The organism is Enterobacter cloacae complex sp. BZL2005 (assembly GCF_049238885.1).
Lineage (GTDB): Bacteria > Pseudomonadota > Gammaproteobacteria > Enterobacterales > Enterobacteriaceae > Enterobacter > Enterobacter roggenkampii.
Window position 1 is genome coordinate 175,552 of sequence record NZ_JBMKGI010000001.1, and the last position, 18,519, is coordinate 194,070.

17 protein-coding genes are annotated in these 18,519 nt (G+C 57.1%); 4 read left to right on the forward strand and 13 right to left on the reverse strand.

Annotated elements, in window-relative coordinates; all coding sequences use genetic code 11:
* Window positions 1-131: 131 nt before the first annotated feature.
* Window positions 132-716 (forward strand): Maf family protein, encoded by a 585-nt coding sequence (locus ACOTXI_RS00905; protein ID WP_058654592.1) that lies wholly within the window; start codon window positions 132-134, stop codon window positions 714-716.
* Between the two features lie 76 nt (window positions 717-792).
* On the opposite strand, the gene rluC is transcribed toward ACOTXI_RS00905, so the two are convergent.
* On the reverse strand, window positions 793-1,740 hold the full coding sequence (rluC, locus tag ACOTXI_RS00910; protein WP_058654593.1) for a 23S rRNA pseudouridine(955/2504/2580) synthase RluC: 948 nt from the start codon (window positions 1,738-1,740) through the stop codon (window positions 793-795).
* 572 nt (window positions 1,741-2,312) lie between these two features.
* On the opposite strand from rluC, the gene rne reads away from it, so the two are divergent.
* Window positions 2,313-5,423, forward strand: coding sequence for a ribonuclease E (gene rne / locus ACOTXI_RS00915; protein ID WP_008500802.1), 3,111 nt, complete (start codon window positions 2,313-2,315; stop codon window positions 5,421-5,423).
* A 46-nt stretch (window positions 5,424-5,469) separates the two neighbouring features.
* Here the strand turns inward: rne and ACOTXI_RS00920 are convergent, their stop codons facing one another.
* Window positions 5,470-6,372 (reverse strand): LysR family transcriptional regulator, encoded by a 903-nt coding sequence (locus ACOTXI_RS00920; RefSeq protein WP_008500803.1) that lies wholly within the window; start codon window positions 6,370-6,372, stop codon window positions 5,470-5,472.
* Between the two features lie 145 nt (window positions 6,373-6,517).
* Here ACOTXI_RS00920 and ACOTXI_RS00925 point away from each other — a divergent pair, with 145 nt between their 5' ends.
* Window positions 6,518-7,732 (forward strand): MFS transporter, encoded by a 1,215-nt coding sequence (locus ACOTXI_RS00925; protein WP_058654595.1) that lies wholly within the window; start codon window positions 6,518-6,520, stop codon window positions 7,730-7,732.
* A 75-nt stretch (window positions 7,733-7,807) separates the two neighbouring features.
* Here the strand turns inward: ACOTXI_RS00925 and flgL are convergent, their stop codons facing one another.
* From flgL to flgB, 11 genes are all read right to left on the reverse strand, one after another.
* Window positions 7,808-8,761 (reverse strand): flagellar hook-associated protein FlgL, encoded by a 954-nt coding sequence (flgL, locus tag ACOTXI_RS00930; RefSeq protein WP_008500805.1) that lies wholly within the window; start codon window positions 8,759-8,761, stop codon window positions 7,808-7,810.
* A gap of 14 nt (window positions 8,762-8,775) precedes the next feature.
* The gene (flgK, locus tag ACOTXI_RS00935) at window positions 8,776-10,416 is read right to left on the reverse strand and encodes a flagellar hook-associated protein FlgK (RefSeq protein ID WP_008500806.1); all 1,641 of its coding nucleotides are present in this window, start codon (window positions 10,414-10,416) and stop codon (window positions 8,776-8,778) included.
* A gap of 75 nt (window positions 10,417-10,491) precedes the next feature.
* The gene (gene flgJ / locus ACOTXI_RS00940; protein WP_021240767.1) at window positions 10,492-11,445 is read right to left on the reverse strand and encodes a flagellar assembly peptidoglycan hydrolase FlgJ; all 954 of its coding nucleotides are present in this window, start codon (window positions 11,443-11,445) and stop codon (window positions 10,492-10,494) included.
* Entirely contained in the window at window positions 11,445-12,542 is a 1,098-nt protein-coding gene (locus tag ACOTXI_RS00945) for a flagellar basal body P-ring protein FlgI (RefSeq protein ID WP_058654596.1), read from the reverse strand. The genes flgJ and ACOTXI_RS00945 overlap by 1 nt, the downstream gene beginning before the upstream one ends.
* A gap of 12 nt (window positions 12,543-12,554) precedes the next feature.
* A complete protein-coding gene (gene flgH / locus ACOTXI_RS00950; protein WP_008500809.1) occupies window positions 12,555-13,253 on the reverse strand; it encodes a flagellar basal body L-ring protein FlgH in 699 nt (232 codons plus the stop codon).
* A gap of 57 nt (window positions 13,254-13,310) precedes the next feature.
* Window positions 13,311-14,093: a flagellar basal-body rod protein FlgG gene (flgG, locus tag ACOTXI_RS00955; protein WP_008500810.1), complete on the reverse strand. Its 783-nt coding sequence runs from the start codon at window positions 14,091-14,093 to the stop codon at window positions 13,311-13,313.
* Window positions 14,094-14,104: 11 nt separating this feature from the next.
* Window positions 14,105-14,860 (reverse strand): flagellar basal body rod protein FlgF, encoded by a 756-nt coding sequence (locus ACOTXI_RS00960; RefSeq protein WP_008500811.1) that lies wholly within the window; start codon window positions 14,858-14,860, stop codon window positions 14,105-14,107.
* Between the two features lie 20 nt (window positions 14,861-14,880).
* Window positions 14,881-16,089, reverse strand: coding sequence for a flagellar hook protein FlgE (gene flgE / locus ACOTXI_RS00965; protein ID WP_008500812.1), 1,209 nt, complete (start codon window positions 16,087-16,089; stop codon window positions 14,881-14,883).
* Window positions 16,090-16,115: 26 nt separating this feature from the next.
* Window positions 16,116-16,826 carry a flagellar hook assembly protein FlgD gene (gene flgD, locus ACOTXI_RS00970; RefSeq protein WP_008500813.1) on the reverse strand — a complete coding sequence of 237 codons (711 nt, stop codon included), beginning with the start codon at window positions 16,824-16,826 and terminating at the stop codon, window positions 16,116-16,118.
* Window positions 16,827-16,837: 11 nt separating this feature from the next.
* Window positions 16,838-17,242: a flagellar basal body rod protein FlgC gene (gene flgC / locus ACOTXI_RS00975; RefSeq protein WP_008500814.1), complete on the reverse strand. Its 405-nt coding sequence runs from the start codon at window positions 17,240-17,242 to the stop codon at window positions 16,838-16,840.
* Window positions 17,243-17,245: 3 nt separating this feature from the next.
* Window positions 17,246-17,662, reverse strand: coding sequence for a flagellar basal body rod protein FlgB (flgB, locus tag ACOTXI_RS00980; protein WP_008500815.1), 417 nt, complete (start codon window positions 17,660-17,662; stop codon window positions 17,246-17,248).
* A gap of 157 nt (window positions 17,663-17,819) precedes the next feature.
* Here flgB and flgA point away from each other — a divergent pair, with 157 nt between their 5' ends.
* The gene (gene flgA, locus ACOTXI_RS00985; protein ID WP_045417113.1) at window positions 17,820-18,479 is read left to right on the forward strand and encodes a flagellar basal body P-ring formation chaperone FlgA; all 660 of its coding nucleotides are present in this window, start codon (window positions 17,820-17,822) and stop codon (window positions 18,477-18,479) included.
* The last annotated feature ends 40 nt before the right edge of the window (window positions 18,480-18,519 follow it).

Consider the following 18,519-nt stretch of genomic DNA (forward strand, 5'->3'; position numbering starts at 1 on the left):
ATATTAACTTTGTAACGTCATAGAGTCAAAGAAAAAGGCAACCAGAGCTGCCTTTTGCCAATTATTCGCACACATTGCGGCCTGTAGTTTAAAATGGCTGGCATCGATACGCTATATCTGGTGATAAAAATATGCCAAATCTCGTCCTTGCTTCCACGTCTCCCTACCGCCGAATGCTGCTGGAAAAGCTCGGGATCCCGTTTGAATGCGCTGCACCAGACGTGGATGAGACGCCACAGCCGGGCGAGTCACCGCGCCATCTGGTGACGCGTCTTGCTAAGGAGAAAGCGCAGTCGCTGGCCGCACGCTATCCTTCGCATTTGATTATAGGCTCCGATCAGGTTTGCGTACTGGACGGTGAAATCACCGGCAAGCCGCATACAGAGGAAAATGCCTGCCAGCAGCTTCTGCGCGCGCGCGGTACTATCGTGACCTTCTATACGGGCCTCGCTCTCTATAACGCCGCGTCTGGCCATCTGAAAACAGAGTGTGAGCCGTTCGACGTACACTTCCGCCATCTCAGCGAGCAAGAGATTATGGATTATGTGCGTCGTGAGCGCCCGCTGGACTGCGCGGGGAGCTTTAAAAGTGAGGGGCTTGGGATTGCGCTGTTCGACAAGCTGGACGGTCGGGATCCGAACACCCTGGTGGGGTTACCGCTGATTGCCTTGTGTCAGATGTTACGGCGAGAAGAGTGTAATCCGCTGACGATGTGACCTTCGCCGGGTGGCGCTGCGCTTACCCGGCCTACAAAACCGTAGGCCCGTGCAAGCGCAGCGCCGCCGGGCAAAATCAGCCGCGCAGAACCTTCAGGCAGCGTTTCAACTGCTCATCCAGCGGCGCTTCAATACGGATGACTTCACCGGTATTTGGGTGGGTAAATTTCAGCGCTGCCGCATGCAGGAACAGACGCGATAGCCCCGTTCCCGCCAGCTGCTTATCAAACTCGCGGTCGCCATAGCGGTCATCAAACGCGATGGGGTGCCCTGCAAACTGCGTATGTACGCGGATCTGGTGGGTACGACCGGTCACCGGACTGCAGCGCACCAGCGTGGCAAACTCATAGCGCTCTTCAACCTTAAACCGCGTCTCAGACGGTTTCCCTTCCTGGCTGACGCGGACAATACGCTCGCCGCTTTGCAGAATGTTCTTCAGCAGCGGCGCCTGCACCACTTTTACATGGGACTGCCATTGGCCGCGCACCAGCGCCAGGTAGTCTTTCTGCATCCCTTTTTCACGCAGCTGTTCATGCAGGGAACGCAGCGCAGAACGTTTTTTCGCTACCAGCAGCACGCCAGAGGTGTCACGGTCGAGACGGTGCACCAGTTCAAGGAAACGCGCATCCGGGCGCAGCGCGCGGAGCCCTTCAATAACACCGAAGCTCAGGCCGCTACCGCCATGGACTGCCGTTCCTGACGGTTTATTCAGCACCAGAATGTGGTCATCTTCGTAAAGGATGACATCGCTCAGGGCCGCCACTTTCTGTAGCTTCGGTGAAACGGTCTCTTCTTCACGCTCTGCCACGCGCACCGGCGGAATACGCACTTCATCGCCCGCCTCGAGTTTGTACTCGGGCTTCACGCGTTTTTTGTTCACCCGCACTTCGCCCTTACGCAGGATGCGGTAAATCATGCTCTTTGGCACCCCTTTCAACTGGGTGCGCAAGAAGTTATCGATACGTTGCCCCGCTTCATCTTCGGCGATGGCAACCATTTTTACGGCTGGAGTCTCTGTTTTCATGGTTGGCGATTCTAAATATCGTCAGCCATTAGCGCCACTCATTTTTCTATGCTTATATTTACTTTTATCCGGCCTGCGCCCCGTTTCACGCAATCGATTTGGTGGTTATTAAACCAATCACCACCTTGAGGTGAAGAAACTGTGAGTAACCGGGTGATAATTGGTAAAAGTCATCTTGCTATAACCCGGCGAGCAGTGGAATAATGAGGTCGTTTTCCGCGTTAAATCCGGGTTTTGTAAGGATGTCGACGGAATGACCAATTTTGTCTGACCGATCATCCACGCAGCAATGGCGTAAGACGTATTGATCTTTCAGGCAGTTAGCGGGCTGCGGGTTGCAGTACTTCCCGGTATAAGGATTGTTCTCTGGAGAGTTCTACCCAGGCAATTCCCCTGATAATTGCGCTGTGTTTCCGTATGAAACACAGGCAACCGACACTCTGCGCCTCTTAAGCGAGCGACAACCGTGAGGTTGGCGACGTGAACAGACACGAGGCCATCGGTTCATACCCCGGAAAGCGTCACCTTGCCCGCAGCTTTGTCGTCAATGTAAGAATAACGAGTAAGTTACGATGAAAAGAATGTTAATCAACGCAACTCAGCAAGAAGAGTTGCGTGTCGCCCTTGTGGATGGGCAGCGCCTGTACGATCTGGATATCGAAAGTCCTGGACACGAACAGAAAAAAGCGAACATTTACAAAGGCAAAATCACCCGCATTGAACCAAGCCTTGAAGCTGCATTTGTCGATTACGGTGCTGAGCGTCATGGTTTCCTCCCTCTGAAAGAAATCGCCCGCGAATATTTCCCTGCAAACTACAACGCACATGGCCGCCCAAACATCAAAGATGTTCTGCGTGAAGGTCAGGAAGTTATCGTTCAGATTGATAAAGAAGAGCGTGGCAACAAAGGTGCCGCACTGACAACCTTTATCAGCCTGGCGGGGAGCTATCTGGTGCTGATGCCAAACAACCCGCGTGCGGGTGGTATCTCTCGCCGTATCGAAGGTGATGACCGTACCGAGCTGAAAGAAGCGCTGGCAAGCCTTGAACTGCCTGACGGCATGGGGCTTATCGTGCGTACCGCAGGCGTCGGGAAATCCGCCGAAGCGCTGCAGTGGGACCTGAGCTTCCGTCTGAAGCACTGGGAAGCCATCCAGAAAGCAGCGGAAAGCCGCCCTGCTCCGTTCCTGATCCACCAGGAAAGCAACGTGATCGTGCGTGCCTTCCGTGACTACCTGCGTCAGGACATCGGTGAGATTCTGATCGATAACCCGAAAGTGCTTGAGCTGGCGCGCCAGCACATCGCCGCGCTGGGCCGTCCGGATTTCACCAGCAAAATTAAGCTCTACACCGGTGAAATCCCGCTGTTCAGCCACTATCAGATCGAATCCCAGATTGAGTCCGCCTTCCAGCGTGAAGTGCGTCTGCCATCCGGCGGTTCTATCGTTATCGATACCACTGAAGCGCTGACCGCTATCGACATCAACTCCGCGCGTGCAACCCGCGGCGGCGACATCGAAGAGACAGCCTTCAACACCAACCTTGAAGCCGCTGATGAAATCGCCCGCCAGCTCCGCCTGCGCGACCTGGGTGGTCTGATTGTTATCGACTTCATCGACATGACCCCTGTACGTCACCAGCGTGCGGTAGAAAACCGTCTGCGCGAAGCGGTGCGTCAGGATCGTGCGCGTATTCAGATTAGCCATATCTCACGCTTTGGCCTGCTGGAGATGTCCCGTCAGCGTCTGAGCCCATCGCTGGGTGAGTCCAGCCATCACGTCTGCCCACGCTGCTCCGGCACCGGCACCGTGCGTGATAACGAGTCGCTGTCCCTCTCTATCCTGCGTCTGATTGAAGAAGAAGCGCTGAAAGAGAATACCAAAGAGGTTCACGCGATTGTGCCTGTGCCAATTGCGTCCTACCTGTTGAACGAAAAACGTGCTGCGGTCAGTGCCATTGAAGCGCGTCAGGGCGGCGTTCGCTGCATCATCGTGCCAAACGATCAGATGGAAACCCCGCACTACCACGTGCTGCGTGTCCGTAAAGGTGAAGAGACGTCAACGCTCAGCTACCTGCTGCCGAAGCTGCACGAAGAAGAGATGGCCCTGCCATCTGATGACGAGCCAGCAGAGCGTAAGCTGCCAGAGCAGCCTGCGTTAGCGACCTTCATCATGCCAGAAGCCCCACCGGAAGCCGCCCTGGAAAAACCAGCGGCCAAACCTGCGGCGCAGAAACCAGAAGCGACGGCAGCGAAAGCACAGCCAGCGCAGCCGGGTCTGCTGAGCCGCTTCTTCGGCGCGCTGAAGAAGATGTTTGCCGGCGAGGAAGTTCAGCCAGAGCAGCCGAAAGAAGAGCCAAAAGCGGCCAAGCCTGAACGTCAGCAGGACCGCCGTAAGCGTCAGAACAACCGCCGCGACCGTAATGACCGTAGCGATCGTAATGAGCGCAACGAGCGTCGTGACAACCGCTCTGACAATAACGAAGGCCGTGAGCAACGCGAAGACAACCGTCGCAACCGTCGCGAGAAACAGCAGCAGAATGTTGAAGATCGTGAAATTCGCCAGCAGGCGGGCGATGAGTCTGAGAAGAGCAAACAGCGTGACGACCAGCAGCCGCGCCGTGAACGCAACCGTCGTCGTAACGACGAGAAGCGTCAGGCACAGCAGGAAGTCAAAAACCTGAACCGCGAAGAGCCTGTTGAGCAGCAGGACGGCGAGCAGGAAGAACGTACTCAGGTCATGCCGCGCCGTAAGCAGCGCCAGCTTGCTCAGAAAGTCCGCTTCGCCTCTGAAGCAACCGGAGAGACAGCAAACGTTGCGGTTGAAACTCGCGAGAGCGCAACCGGTACGCAGCTGGCAAAAGTTGACCTGCCAGCGGTCGTTGATAACAACATTGAGCAGGATGAAAACGGTGAAAACCGTGATAACGCCGGTATGCCGCGCCGTTCACGTCGTTCCCCACGTCATCTGCGCGTCAGCGGTCAGCGCCGTCGTCGCTATCGTGACGAGCGGTACCCGACTCAGTCTCCAATGCCGCTGACCGTTGCCTGTGCTTCACCAGAAATGGCTTCCGGCAAAGTCTGGATCCGCTACCCTGTTGCTCGCCCGGAGCAGGTTGTTGAAGAACAGCCGGTAACGGAAGAGGTCATTGCACCTGTAGCAGCGGTAGAAGAGGTCGTGACTGAAACGGCAACCGTGGTTGAACCTCAGGTTGTTGAAACTGAAGCACCTCAGGCCGCGGACGTCGAAACCACGCATCCGGAAGTGATTGCCGCGCCGGTTGATGCCGCACCGCAGCTTATTGCTGAAGAAGATGTCGTGGTGGCTGAGGAAATCGCTGAAGAGGCTGAACCTGTAGCCGCGGTAGAAGAAGCCGCTGAAACCCTCGTCGAAACCACCGCTGAAGAGGTCGTTCAGGACGTTGAGATTCAGGTTGAACCGGTTGTTGAAGAGCCGAAAGCGCCAGAAGTGAAGCCTGAGCCGGTTGTTTCTGCGCCAGCCGCTGCCCACGTAGCGACAGCACCAATGACCCGCGCCCCGGCGCCGGATTACGTGCCTGAAGCGCCGCGTCACAGCGACTGGGTTCGCCCGGCCTTCAGCTTCGAAGGTAAAGGCGCAGCCGGTGGTCACAGTGCAACGCATCAGGCGACTGCACCGGCAACGCGTCCACAGTCTGTCGAATAACGACAAACGACACTGAAGTAAAAAGCCGACCCTTGGGTCGGCTTTTTTATGGCTGCTGAACAGGCTTTCTCATCCCGGTCACCTCCGGCATGACCTGCCGCATCAACTCCAGAAATCGCCGCAAGCGTGCCGGATAATAACGGGACCAGGGATAAACCAGATGTACCGGTAGCGCCGCGGGCTGCCACTCGGGCAGCAAATGCACCAGCCGCCCTTCCCGAATATCGTCCTGTACCGTCCAGCTGGATACCACGGCCACGCCAAGGCCGGTAAGTGCCGTATTGCGTGCGACATACAAGCTGTCGGTGCTGAGCCGTGGCGTAATAGCAATCCGCGCGGTGGCGGACGAGGCATCGTGAAAAAGCTCCACGTGGCGCTGGTAGAAAGAGCTGATGGCTATCCAGGGAAACTGCTGCAAATCCTCCGGCGTATTCACCGCCGGAAAGCGGGCCAGCAGTGCCGGAGAAGCCACCACCGAGCGCGGCACCTCCGCCAGCAGTACGGATACGGTTGCCGGATCGACCTCCACGCCCACCCGAATAGCACAGTCAAGGTTGTCGCCGAGGAAATCCGCCGACCGATCGTTGAGCATCCACTCAATCGAAAGCTGCGGATAGCGTTGCAAAAATTCGGTTACGGGTTTCAGAAGCTGATCCTGACCAAACGCGTGCGGTGCCCGCACCCGCAGCACGCCTACAGGCTCATCTTCCGTCTGCCCCACCTCATCCTCCAGCGCCAGCCAGCTGTCAATCACCCGACGGGCGTGCTGATAGCAGCGCTCGCCGTCATCCGTTAGCCGCGTCGTGTGGGTAGTGCGCAACAACAGGCGCACGCCCAGCATGGTTTCAAGCGACTGCAACCGTCGGCTTACCGTGGCCTGGGTTGTTGCCAGCTGCCGCGCCGCCGCTGAGAGCGAACCCGCCTCGACAATGCGGACAAACGTCCGCATTAACTCTACCCTGTCTATACGCTCAGCTCTTTTCATCGCATTTTCATTTATACGTTCAACGTATAAGCGTTTTACCACCGGGCCCGCTACCGTCGCAAGGCGTACTGATAAAAAATAGCCGCACACGATGAATGAGGAACAACTTATGAACACAACAACGACTCCCCATGCTGTAAGCCGCTGGGTGATCTTTATGCTGGCTCTGGGGGCTGGCTTCAGCGTGGCATCAATCTATTACGCGCAGCCCCTGCTGCCGCTGATGGGTGCCGACCTGCATTTGAGTATTGAAGGTATGGGCCTGGTGCCAACATTAACGCAGGCAGGCTACGCGCTTGGCATCCTGTTCCTGCTTCCTCTGGGCGATCGCCACGACCGCAGGACGTTAATTTTGATCAAAAGCGCGGCGCTGGCGCTGTTTCTTCTCGGCTGTAGCCTGACCGGGCAGATCCATTCCCTGCTGCTGGCAAGCCTGCTTATCGGCATGGCCGCCACCATGGCACAGGATATCGTCCCTGCCGCGGCCATTCTTGCGCCGGAAGGCAAACAGGGAAAAACCGTAGGTACAGTAATGACCGGGCTGCTGATGGGTATCTTATTATCCAGAACCGTGAGCGGCGTGGTGGGCGAAGCGTTTGGCTGGCGCGTCATGTACCAGCTGGCAGCGGCGAGCATTGCGTTCATCGGGGTGATGATGTGGTTTGTACTTCCCCGTTTTGCCATTCACTCCACGCTGAGCTACCCCGCGCTGATGCGCTCAATGGAACACCTGTGGCGTCGCTACCCGGCGCTGCGCCGCGCGGCGCTGGCTCAGGGTTTCCTGTCGATTGCCTTTAGCGCCTTCTGGTCAACGCTTGCGGTCATGCTGCTGGAACGCTATCACCTGGGTAGTGCCGTCGCAGGTGGTTTTGGTATTGCCGGTGCCGCGGGTGCGTTAGCTGCCCCACTGGCGGGGGATCTGGCGGACAAACTGGGGGCAGGAAAAGTCACGCAGCTTGGTGCCGTTCTTGTGACCGTCTCTTTCGCCCTGATGTTCCTGATGCCCGCGCTGGGCGTTCATGGACAGCTGATGCTGATCGCCATCTCTGCCGTCGGGTTCGACCTGGGCCTGCAGTCCAGCCTGGTCGCCCATCAGAACCTGGTGTACAGCCTTGAACCGCAGGCGCGTGGTCGTCTCAACGCCCTGCTCTTTACGGTCGTCTTTATCGGGATGGCCCTGGGGTCCGCGTTAGGCAGCAATATCTACTCGTTGGCTGGCTGGACGGGTGTGGTCGCACTGGCCACCGTCTGTGGTGTCATTGCGCTGGTCATCCGTCTGATAGAAAGCGCGCGTGTCGCCTCAGTAACGGCAGAAGTCGCATAAAAAAAATGCCCAATCCAGACGGATTGGGCAGCAAAACATGCCCAGTTTCAAGACATGTTCTAAGAGGTCAAGATGTTATTTGTTCAGCTGGAACAGAGACATGCCCTGCATATCGCTAAACGCTTTATAAGACGCCTGCAAGGCCGCCTGCTGCATGGTGTAAGAGGAAATCGCTTCGTTCCAGTCGACATCCACCAGGTCGCTCATCTGCTTGGTCTGGCCCAGCGCGCGGTCATCGCCCAGCGTATCGAGTTTTTCCAGCTCGTTCATCTTGGTGCCCACATCCGCGACGACCGTCAGGATATTGTTCTGGGAGTTTTTGATGCCGATTTGCGCATTGGCAATCACCTGGCTTTGCGCCGTTGCAGCAGCCGGATCGTTCTCAATCGGCGTCTTCAGCGACGCGATGGCAGAATCCAGGATTTTGAACATGTTCGTCTGGCCATATCCACCGCCCGGCAGCTCTTCCGCATTACTGGTAATGCTTTCGAAAATCTGCTGCCCGGTATGGCTAATGGTCATATTTCGCGCCGTATCAACCTGCTGCGTGATGGCCTCTGCGCCGCCGTTATAATCCCCGGTCGCCGCATCAAACGGTGCGCTCTCGGTTTTGTATCCCGCAAAGATAAAGCGACCATTACCATCCGTCGTGTTGGCCAGGTTCATAAGCTGATCGCGGATCCCCTGAATATCGGTCGCCAGAGAAAGGCGGTCGTCATCGCTTAATGTGCCGTTCGACGCATAAACGAGCTTCTCGCGCACGCTTGAGAGCGCGGTGTTCACCTGCGTTAACACGTTATCTTCCAGCGAGACTTTTTGCGTGGCGAAGGTACGTGCAAGCGCGAACTGGCTGTTTTGCGACTGCGATTGTGACAGAACGATGGCCTGCGACGCGGCGATAGGATCGTCCGAAGGACGGTTAACGCGCTTACCGGTGGACATCTGCTCACCGTAGCTCAGCCATCTGCTCTGGGAATCGGTGATCCCGCGCATGTTCTGCTCATACATCATCTGGGTGCTAATACGCATTATTCACCTCAACCTTAACGAATGTTGATAATTGCATCGAAGAGCGTACTGGCAGTCTGGAGAACCTGGGCGTTTGCCAGGTAATACTGCTGATAACGCTGCAAATTGCCATACTCTTCGTCGAGGTTTACCCCAGAGATGGTCTGCTGCTGCTTGATTAACTGCGTTTCCACATTCGCTTTCGTCTGGCTGCTCACCTTCAGTGACGCCGTTGAGCTACCGACTGTACTGACGAGAGAGGCATACGCATCGTTAAAGGTTTTATTCCCACCCACAACTTTCGCGTTTTGAAGATCAAGCAGTTTCTGGCCATTACGGTTATCACTTTCGCCGCCGTTCTGCACTGACGCCATCGCCAGTTTGGACTCGTCGCTGATCGCCAGATCCATGTTCATGATGACGTCGGAAACCGGCTTCACGGTAAAGCTGTCTTTGGTATTTGCCGTGCCGCTCACGTTGACGTTAAGACCATCAAACGACAGGTTGCCGCTGGCATCCGGGCTCATCGTAAAGCTGGTTTTGTCTGATGTACGAGTGATCGTCCAGTCAGTGCCGTTGAACTGCAGCTTATAGTCTGTCGCCTGGACCTGTTTGCTGTCCGTCACAGAGGCCGTAACAACCGCCGATCCGCCGTTCTTGCTGTTGGACAGCACCGCCGGAGAACCAAAGTTGAACAGCTTACCGCCCGCATCACCGTTAGCGTCAAAGCCAGCCTCATGCTGCGTGTTCATCGAATCGGCAAAGGCCAGCGCCATCTGGTTCAGGGTGTTACGAGCTTTATCCAGATCTTCCGTGCGGAAGGTCAGTAAACCGCCCAAAGAACCGGTGGTGATCATCTTTTCCGGGATCTCTACGTTCCCGGCCACGTCATCGACATAGGCTACGGTAGTACGAGCCGGATCGGCACTCGACTTCACGGCAGCCAGCTGGTTGGCTTTGCTGCCCTGTACCAGGCTGTAACCGTTGCCGAAAGAGATGTTATACGTGCCGCTATCCTGAACAGACACTTCCACGCCGACGATTTTGTTCAGCTCATTGACGAGCTGATCGCGCTGGTCAAGCAGATCGTTAGGCGATGCGCCCGCACCGACGCCGGTCAGACGGGAAATCTGATCGTTCAGGTTGGCAATCTGTTTGGCATAGTTGTTGATCTGAGAAACGCTGGTGCTAATCGCGGTATTCACCTGCGTATCCTGGTCACGAAGATACTGATCGTTGGTTTTGAACTGATTGACCAGACCGCCCGCTTTACCCAGCACCGTCTGACGCGCCGCCGGATCTTCCGCGTTGCTCACCAGCGTTTGCAGGCTTTTGAAGAAGTCCTGCAGCGTGGTGGAGAGCGAGTTGGTGGTATCGGAGAGCACATCGTCGATTTTTGACATCTGCTGATAGCGCGTCGTCAGGCCGCTGCTCTGCGTCTGCGCGGCGCGCAGCTGATTGGTGATGAAGGCGTCATACTCACGCTGGACACCGGAGACATACACCCCGTTACCCACCCAGCCACCGCCGGTCAGCGTGCTGTTAGATGCGCCCAGCACCGTGGTCTGGCGGGTATAGCCTGCCACGTTATAGCTTGAAATATTATTACTGACGGTATTGAGTGCCGACTGCGCAGCACTGAGGCCACTCATGGCGCTGTTAATCAAACTGGACATGGGGGTTCCTTTTATACGTTCAGACACGAGTCCTGATGAAGGTTATCGGCAACCTCCACCGGGACTTGAGAACTTTCAGAACAGATTTTCAATATCTGTGCTATAGGCTTTGCTGACCTTCTCGCCCATGGATTTCAGCTGCTGGATCATGCTGGTGAGCTTGCGTGCATAGTTCGGGTCGGTCGCGTAGCCCGCGTTTTGCAGCGCCTGAGCGCCCTGCTCCGCCGTTGCCGCCTGCGTCACGGCGGTATAGCGCGGATTTCGGCTCAGCAGGCCAACATAATCGGACAAGGCTTCCAGATACGAGCTGTAGACGCGGAATTTGGCTTTGACCTTCACCGCCGCACCGTTCTCGTATTCGGTGGTTGTGATCTCCGTAGTTGGCCCCTTCCAGCTGGAGGTGGCTTTCACGCCGAAGATGTTGAAGCTCGGTTCGCCGTTTTCCTTGCGGATCTGGCGCTGACCCCAGCCCGACTCCAGCGCGGCCTGCGCCAGAATCAGGTGATGCGGCACGCCGCTCTGTTCGCTGGCAAGGCGCGCAGGCAGAGAAAGCTGCGCCAGGAAGTCTTTGCTGTCACCGGAGAGCGGCTCATCGCCGCTGCCCGTGGCTTTCGGCATGGCTTTACGCACCATTTGCGTCAGAGCCTGGTTCTGATAGCTGGTCACCGTTTCCAGGTCGAACTTCATCGGCACCTGCTGCGGCTGATCCTGAGGCTGAATGCCCTGCGCGGCTTCGGTCTGCTTGACAATCATGTCAGCCAGACCGAGGCCTTTCCCGGCGGTCATCTGCTGCGCAATCTGCTGGTCATACATGCTGGTGTAGAGACGCGTTGAATCACTGCTGAACATCCCGTCTTTCGGCAGGGTTTCGCGCATGCTCTTCAGCATCATCTGTACAAACATTCCTTCCACCTGGCGGGCGACCGGGCGGATATTCGCCGCCGGGTCTTTGCCTGCTTTGGTTTTCAGTTCGTTGAGCGACTGGGCGTCCCAGGCTGCACTGGTCAACAGTTTGCTATCGGTCAGCATTAGATGATTTCCAGTTTGGCGCGCAGGCAGCCCGCGCTTTGCATGGATTGCAGAATGGACATCAGATCCATTGGCGTTGCGCCCAGGGCGTTCAGGGCGCGCACCACGCTGTTCAGGTTGGCGCTGGAGCGCACGCTCTGTAAAGACCCACCGCTCTGACGTAAATCAATCTGCGTTTGCGGAGTTACCACCGTCTGACCACCGCCAAACGGCGTGTCCGGCTGGCTGACGTTAGCGGAGCGGTTCACCGTCACCGACAGGTTCCCCTGCGCCACGGCACAGCTGTCGAGCGACACTTCCCGGTTCATCACCACCGAGCCGGTACGGGAGTTGATGATCACCTTCGCATCCTGGACCGGAACGTTCACTTCCATATTCTGGATATCGGCCAGCATGCGCACCTGATTGCTGCTGCCGGTAGAGGTACGGATCTGCACGGTGCGCGCATCGAGTGCCGTGGCATTACCGTAGCCGCGGCTGCGGTTGATGGTATCGGCAATCTGCTGCGCCATCGTGAAGTCTTCATTATTGAGCTGCAGTTTGATGGTGTTGCCCGCGCCAAACTGGGTCGGCAGTTCACGCTCAATGATCGCCCCGTTGGTAATCCGTCCGCCGTTGAGCTGGTTCACCTGCACGCTGCTTCCGCCTGCGGATGCACCCGCACCGCCGACCAGAATGTTCCCCTGCGCCAGCGCATAAACCTGGCTGTCGACGCCTTTCAGCGGGGTCATCAGCAGCGTACCGCCGCGCAGGCTTTTGGCGTTACCCATTGAGGAGACCACCACGTCAATGGTCTGTCCCTGACGCGCAAACGCCGGGTAGGACGCGGTGACCATTACTGCCGCCACGTTTTTCAGCTGCATGTTAGTTCCCGCCGGCACGGTAATGCCGAGCTGGGAAAGCATGTTGTTCAGACTTTGGGTGGTAAAGGGGGTCTGGGTCGTCTGGTCACCGGTACCGTCCAGCCCCACCACCAGGCCATAGCCAATCAGCGAGTTTTCACGCACGCCCTGTACGCTGGTGAGATCGCGAATACGGTCAGCCTGGGCAAAGGTAGCCACCAGCGCGAGCGCCACGGCGAAGATCGATTTAAACATGGGTCACCTCGCTTACATCGGCGATAAGTTAAGGAAGAAGCGCTGCAGCCAACCCATATTCTGCGCTTCATTAATGTAGCCGTTACCGACGTACTCAATGCGCGCATCCGCCACCTGGGTGGACGGAACGGTGTTGGTGCCGCTGATGGTGCGAGGGTTAACCACGCCCGAGAAGCGAATGAATTCAGTGCCCTGGTTGATGGCGATCTGTTTTTCACCCACCACGTGTAAGTTGCCGTTAACCAGTACCTGGTCAACCGTGACCGTCAGCGTGCCGCTGAAGGTGTTGCTGGCGTTCGCGCCACCTTTACCGTTAAAGGTGTTGCCGCCAGAGGCATCGACATCAGCACGCGCGTTGCCGAACAGTCCCTGCAGGTAGCGCGGGACGGTATCGAAGCCAAAATTCGTTTTGCCATCGCGGCTGGCGTTCGCCGACGAGCTCTTGCTCGCGCTGACGTTTTCCTGCAGCACAATGGTCAATGTATCGCCGACGTTACGCGGGCGGCGATCTTCAAACAGCGGCTGATAGCCGTAATTAATCGGCTGCGCGGTCTGGAAAATGGAGCCGTTGACTACTGGCGCAGGGCCAGGAACGGGTTGGGCAGTCGTCGCACCCTGGACCAAAGGTTTAGACGGGATCCAGGCACACCCGCTGAGGGTGACGGCCAGAACAGTCAGTATCGGATAACGAAACGCCGCGTTTTTTTGCATTGCCTTCATCTTCGAAAACAGGGAGCCGGCGCGGCGTTTACCGCACCGGGCTGCACCTTAGAGTTGCGTCAGTTTCTGCAGCATCTGGTCGGTCGTCGACACTGCTTTACTGTTAATTTCATACGCGCGCTGAACCTGGATCATATTCACCAGCTCTTCCGCCACGTTCACGTTGGAGGTTTCAACATAGCCCTGATACAGCAGGCCCGCGCCGTTCAGGCCCGGGGTGCTCTCATTTGGCGTACCGGAGGATTGCGTCTCGGTGTAGAGGTTCTCACCAATGCTTTCCAGACCGGTATCGTTCATGAAGGTGGTCAGGTTGAGCTGCCCAACCTGAACCGGCGCAGCCTGCCCCTGCTGGGTTACGCTGACCACACCGTCACGTCCGATGGTAATGCTCAGGGCGTTCGCCGGGATGGTAATCGCAGGCTGAACCTGGAAACCGCCCGCCGTCACCAGCTGGCCGTTCTGATCGACCTGGAACGAGCCGTCGCGAGTGTAGGCAGAAGTCCCGTCAGGCAGCTGCACCTGGAAGAAGCCCTGGCCTTTGATCGCCACGTCTTTGCTGTTGTTGGTCTGAGACAGGTTGCCCTGGCTGTGCAGACGCTCAGTCGCCACCGGACGAACACCAGTACCGATCTGCAGGCCCGATGGCAGCGTCGTCTGTTCAGAAGACTGCGCGCCCGGCTGGCGGATGGTTTGATAAAGCAAATCTTCGAAAACGGCGCGTTGACGCTTGAAACCATTGGTGCTCACGTTTGCCAGGTTGTTGGCAATCACGTCCATATTGGTTTGCTGGGCGTCCAGGCCAGTTTTCGCGATCCATAAAGAACTGATCATAAGGAATCCTGTTAGCTCATAGCCAGAAGTTGGTTAGCCTTGCCCGCGTTTTCATCGACGCTGCTGATGATCTTCATCTGCATTTCAAAACGACGGGCGCTGGCGATCATGTCGGTCATGGCTTCGACCGGCTTGACGTTACTGCCTTCCAGAACACCGGACATCACGCGGATGCTCGGATCGGCCTGTAAGGTGGCACCCCGCGTCGCCTGCGCCGCCTGGGTCAGACGGAACATACCGTCGTCGCCACGCTGCACTTCTTTGCCTTCCGCCTTAACCAGCTTCAGACGACCGACGGGCGCAACGGTATTGGCCGGGTCGCCAGGGTTGAGCGCCGAAATGGTGCCGTCCGCAGCGATAGTCAGCTCAGAGCCTTCCGGTACGGTCAGCGGACCCGCTTCCCCCATCACCGGATGCCCCTGAATCGTCAGCTGGCCCGTCGCGCTCACCTGGATGTTCCCGTTACGGGTATAGCCTTCGCTACCGTCCGCCGTTTGCACCGCCAGCCAGCCGTCCTGCTGCAGAGCCACGTCCAGCGGGCGTGAGGTGTAATCCATCTGCCCTGGCGTCATATCGGCGCCAGGGGTTGATGCCGTCACCAGCGTACGGGTCGGCAGGGAAAGCCCTTCTACCGGCACCGCGCGCAGCGCATTAAGCTGCGCGCGAAAGCCCGGCGTTGAGGCGTTTGCCAGGTTGCTGGCGGTAACGGCCTGCTGATTGAGCGTCTGACTTGCCGCGCCCATCGCGGTATATATTGCGTGATCCATTGCGCTTTCCTGTTAGCCGCTTAACGCAGGTTAACCAGCGTGTTGAGGATCTGGTCCTGGGTTTTGATGGTCTGCGCGTTCGACTGATAGTTACGCTGCGCGACGATCATGTTCACCAGCTCTTTGCTCAGATCGACGTTAGAGGCTTCCAGCGCACCGTTGGTCAGCGTGCCGAAGTTACCGCTTCCGGCAGTACCCAGCAGCGCCACGCCGGAGGACTGGGTGGCAGACCAGACGTTGTCGCCTTCCGATTTCAGACCTTCGTTGTTGGCGAAGTTTGCCAGCACGATCTGGCCCAGAACCTGGGTCTGTTCGTTGGAATAGTTACCGACCACAGTGCCGTCGTCATTGATTTGGTAGCTCACCAGGTCGCCTGGTTTAAAACCATTCTGGCTGGTCGCGACGATATTGTTCGCACCGGTGTTCTGCTGCATGGAGTTAGCAAAACTCATGGCGAAGGTCGCTGGCGTCGCACCTGGGATGGTCGCGGTAGTGATGTTGATATTTCCACCACCGGTCAGCGTACCGTTATTATCGAAGGTCAGCGTGGTGGCCAGTGCCGCCGTGCTGCCTGCGACGCTACCGTCCTGGGCATACACTTTCCAGGAGTTAGCCGGGGTCGCATCTTTGACATAAAACAGGTTCATGTTGTGCGCATTACCCTGGCTATCAAAGACGGTCACCGTACCTTTTTTGTTGTACGTGTCCGGGTTAGCCGGATCAAAGGCGGTGGTCGGCGCGGTATCGGTGGAATTCAGGTTAATCTGCTGGGAAGCCGTGGTGGTGGACTTCGCGGCCATCAACGTGGTTGGGATATTAATGACCTGTGGGTTCGCCCCGGTCTGAACCGTTGATGGCGTCCCGGCAACCGGATACCCGGTTAACTGCATCCCCTGCATGTTCACCAGGTTACGGTTTTCATCCAGCTTGAACTGGCCGTTACGGCTGTAGAACACAGAACCGTTGGAGTCGACCATACGGAAGAAACCGTTCTGGCTGATGGCAACGTCCAGACCGCGACCGGTGTTGGTGGTGGTGCCGTCGCTAAAGTCCTGAGTGATGCCCGCAACTTTCACGCCCAGGCCGACTTTGGAACCGGCAAACATGTCTGCAAAGGAAGCAGAACCGGATTTAAAACCATAGGTCGCGGAGTTGGCGATGTTGTTGCCAATGACGTCCAGGTTGGTGGCCGCAGCATTCAGGCCGCTGACCGCTTGAGAAAAGGCCATGACTTACTCCTGATAAGTGTTAAGGCTTAGATAATCTGCCGAACTTCGTCGAGTGTGGTGGAACCAGAGGTTCCCAAATCCAGTTTGTTGCCGTCGCTTCCTTTAATCACGCCCTGGACCAGCGCGAACTGCAGCGGCTGCGCCACCAGCTGGGTCGTCCCGTTGCTGGCGCTGATCGCTACTTTGTAAGCACCGTTTGGCGCTTTCGTGCCGTCGGTCAGGCTGCCATCCCACGTAAAGGTGTGAACGCCCGCCTTCAGCTCGCCGATGTCGATGGTGCGAACCACGGCGCCGGTTGAGTCGGTGATCGTCGCCGTCACTTTGTCAGCCGCCTGCTGCAGCTCAACGCCAAACGGCGTTGTGGTCGTTGTGGTGTTGCCTTCAGTAGTGCTGGTGCCTGCCAGAATCGTGGTTCCCGGGATCATCACCCCGTGGCCAATCAGGCTTGCCGCCTGCAGAGACTGGGCGCTATTAATCTGTCCAGAGACGGAACCAAGGGTGGTGTTGAGTTTCTCAATGCCGCTAACGGTGCTGATCTGCGCAAGCTGCGTGGTCAGTTCGTTGTTCTGCATCGGGTTAGTGGGATCCTGGTTCTTAAGCTGCGCCACCAGCAGCGTCAGAAAGCTGCCCTGAAGATCGGCGGCGTTACTTCCCGTCAGGGAGTTAGAACCCGTCGTACTCTTTGTGTTGTTAACACCCGAGTTCGTCGGATCATTCACATTTACGGCGATGGACATGCATGTCTCCTTTACTGGCCGAGAGTGAGTGTTTTGAGCATCATGCTCTTCACGGTATTAAGCACTTCGACGTTGGCCTGGTAGCTACGGGAAGCCGACATGGAGTTCACCATCTCACCCACCACATCCACGTTTGGCATCTTCACGTATCCGCTGGCATCCGCCAGTGGGTTACCCGGCTCATACACCAGTCTGTCCGGGGCCTGGCTCTCCACCACATCCGAGACCTTCACGCCGCCCGTCGCCGCGCCTGGCGCAGCATCGACCTGAAAGACAACCTGTTTGGCACGATAAGGCTGGCCGTCGGGTCCGGTGACGCTGTCGGCGTTCGCGAGGTTACTGGCGGCCACGTTGAGGCGCTTGGACTGTGCGGTTAACGCCGAACCGGCGATATCAAAAATATTCAGCAAGGCCATCTATCAATTCCCCCCCTGCAGGACGTTCATCATGCCTTTGATTTGTCCGCCGAGTACGGTCAGGCCCGTCTGGTATTTCAGGCTGTTGTCGGCAAACTGGGTACGCTCCCGGTCCATATCCACGGTGTTACCGTCGAGTGAGGGCTGATCGGGAATGCGATAAAGTAAATCGGTCGCTGGCGCGGTCATCGCCTGAGCAGGAATATGGCGAGAGGATGTCATGGCAAGTGCAACACCCGTTCCTTCGGCACGTCCACGCTCCATCACCTTTTTGAGTTCACTGGAAAAATCAATATCGCGCGCCTGATACCCTGGGGTATCGGCGTTAGCGATATTGGCGGCTAAAATCTCCTGCCGCTGGGCGCGTAAGTTGAGCGCTTCCTGCTGAAAACGTAACGCGGCGTCGAGTTTATCGAGCATGTCTCCTCCGCTGATGGCAAAATTTCAGTTCACAGCTTAAATCTCACCCGGTCTCCCCTATCGACGGAATAAGCGCAAAATGCGTCGCTATTTATTCCGTTGATGCAAAACCACAGCAGGTAGAATTCGTTCAACTCTGGAAACGGTGGAACTTGCGATGCAAACGTTAAAACGTGGTCTGGTGGCGGCGCTCTTGCTGTTAAGCCCTCTGGCGCAGGCTGATGGGTTACAGGATCGGCTAACGGCTTTTTTTGCTGAAAAACTGGCAGGCTTTAGCGATGACGTGACCGTTACCGTGCGCACGCCACCGAATCTGTACCCGACGTGCGACCAGCCGTCCTTCAGCGTGGTAGGGTTCACAAAGCTCTGGGGGAATGTGAACGTGCTGGCACGCTGCGCCAACGAAAAACGCTATTTACAGGTTGCCGTTCAGGCGACGGGCAATTATGTTGTCGCCGCCGTGCCCATTGCGCGCGGCAGCGTACTGCAGACAAACAGCGTGACCTTGAAGCGCGGCCGTCTGGATCAGCTGCCGCCACGCACCATGTTGGATATTAACCAGGCACAGGACGCCGTCAGCCTGCGCGACGTCGCGCCAGGCCAGCCGATACAGATCTCCATGCTGCGTCAGGCATGGCGGGTAAAAGCAGGCCAACAGGTGATGGTGGTGGCCAACGGAGATGGCTTTAGCATCAACAGTGAAGGGAAAGCGTTGAACAATGCCGCGGTGGCGCAAAACGCCCGCGTCAGAATGTCCTCAGGCCAGGTGGTGAGCGGAACCGTCGATGCTGATGGGAATATTCTGATTAACCTATAATCTTTTTAAAGATTTCGCGGCGCGTGCCGATAAATATTCC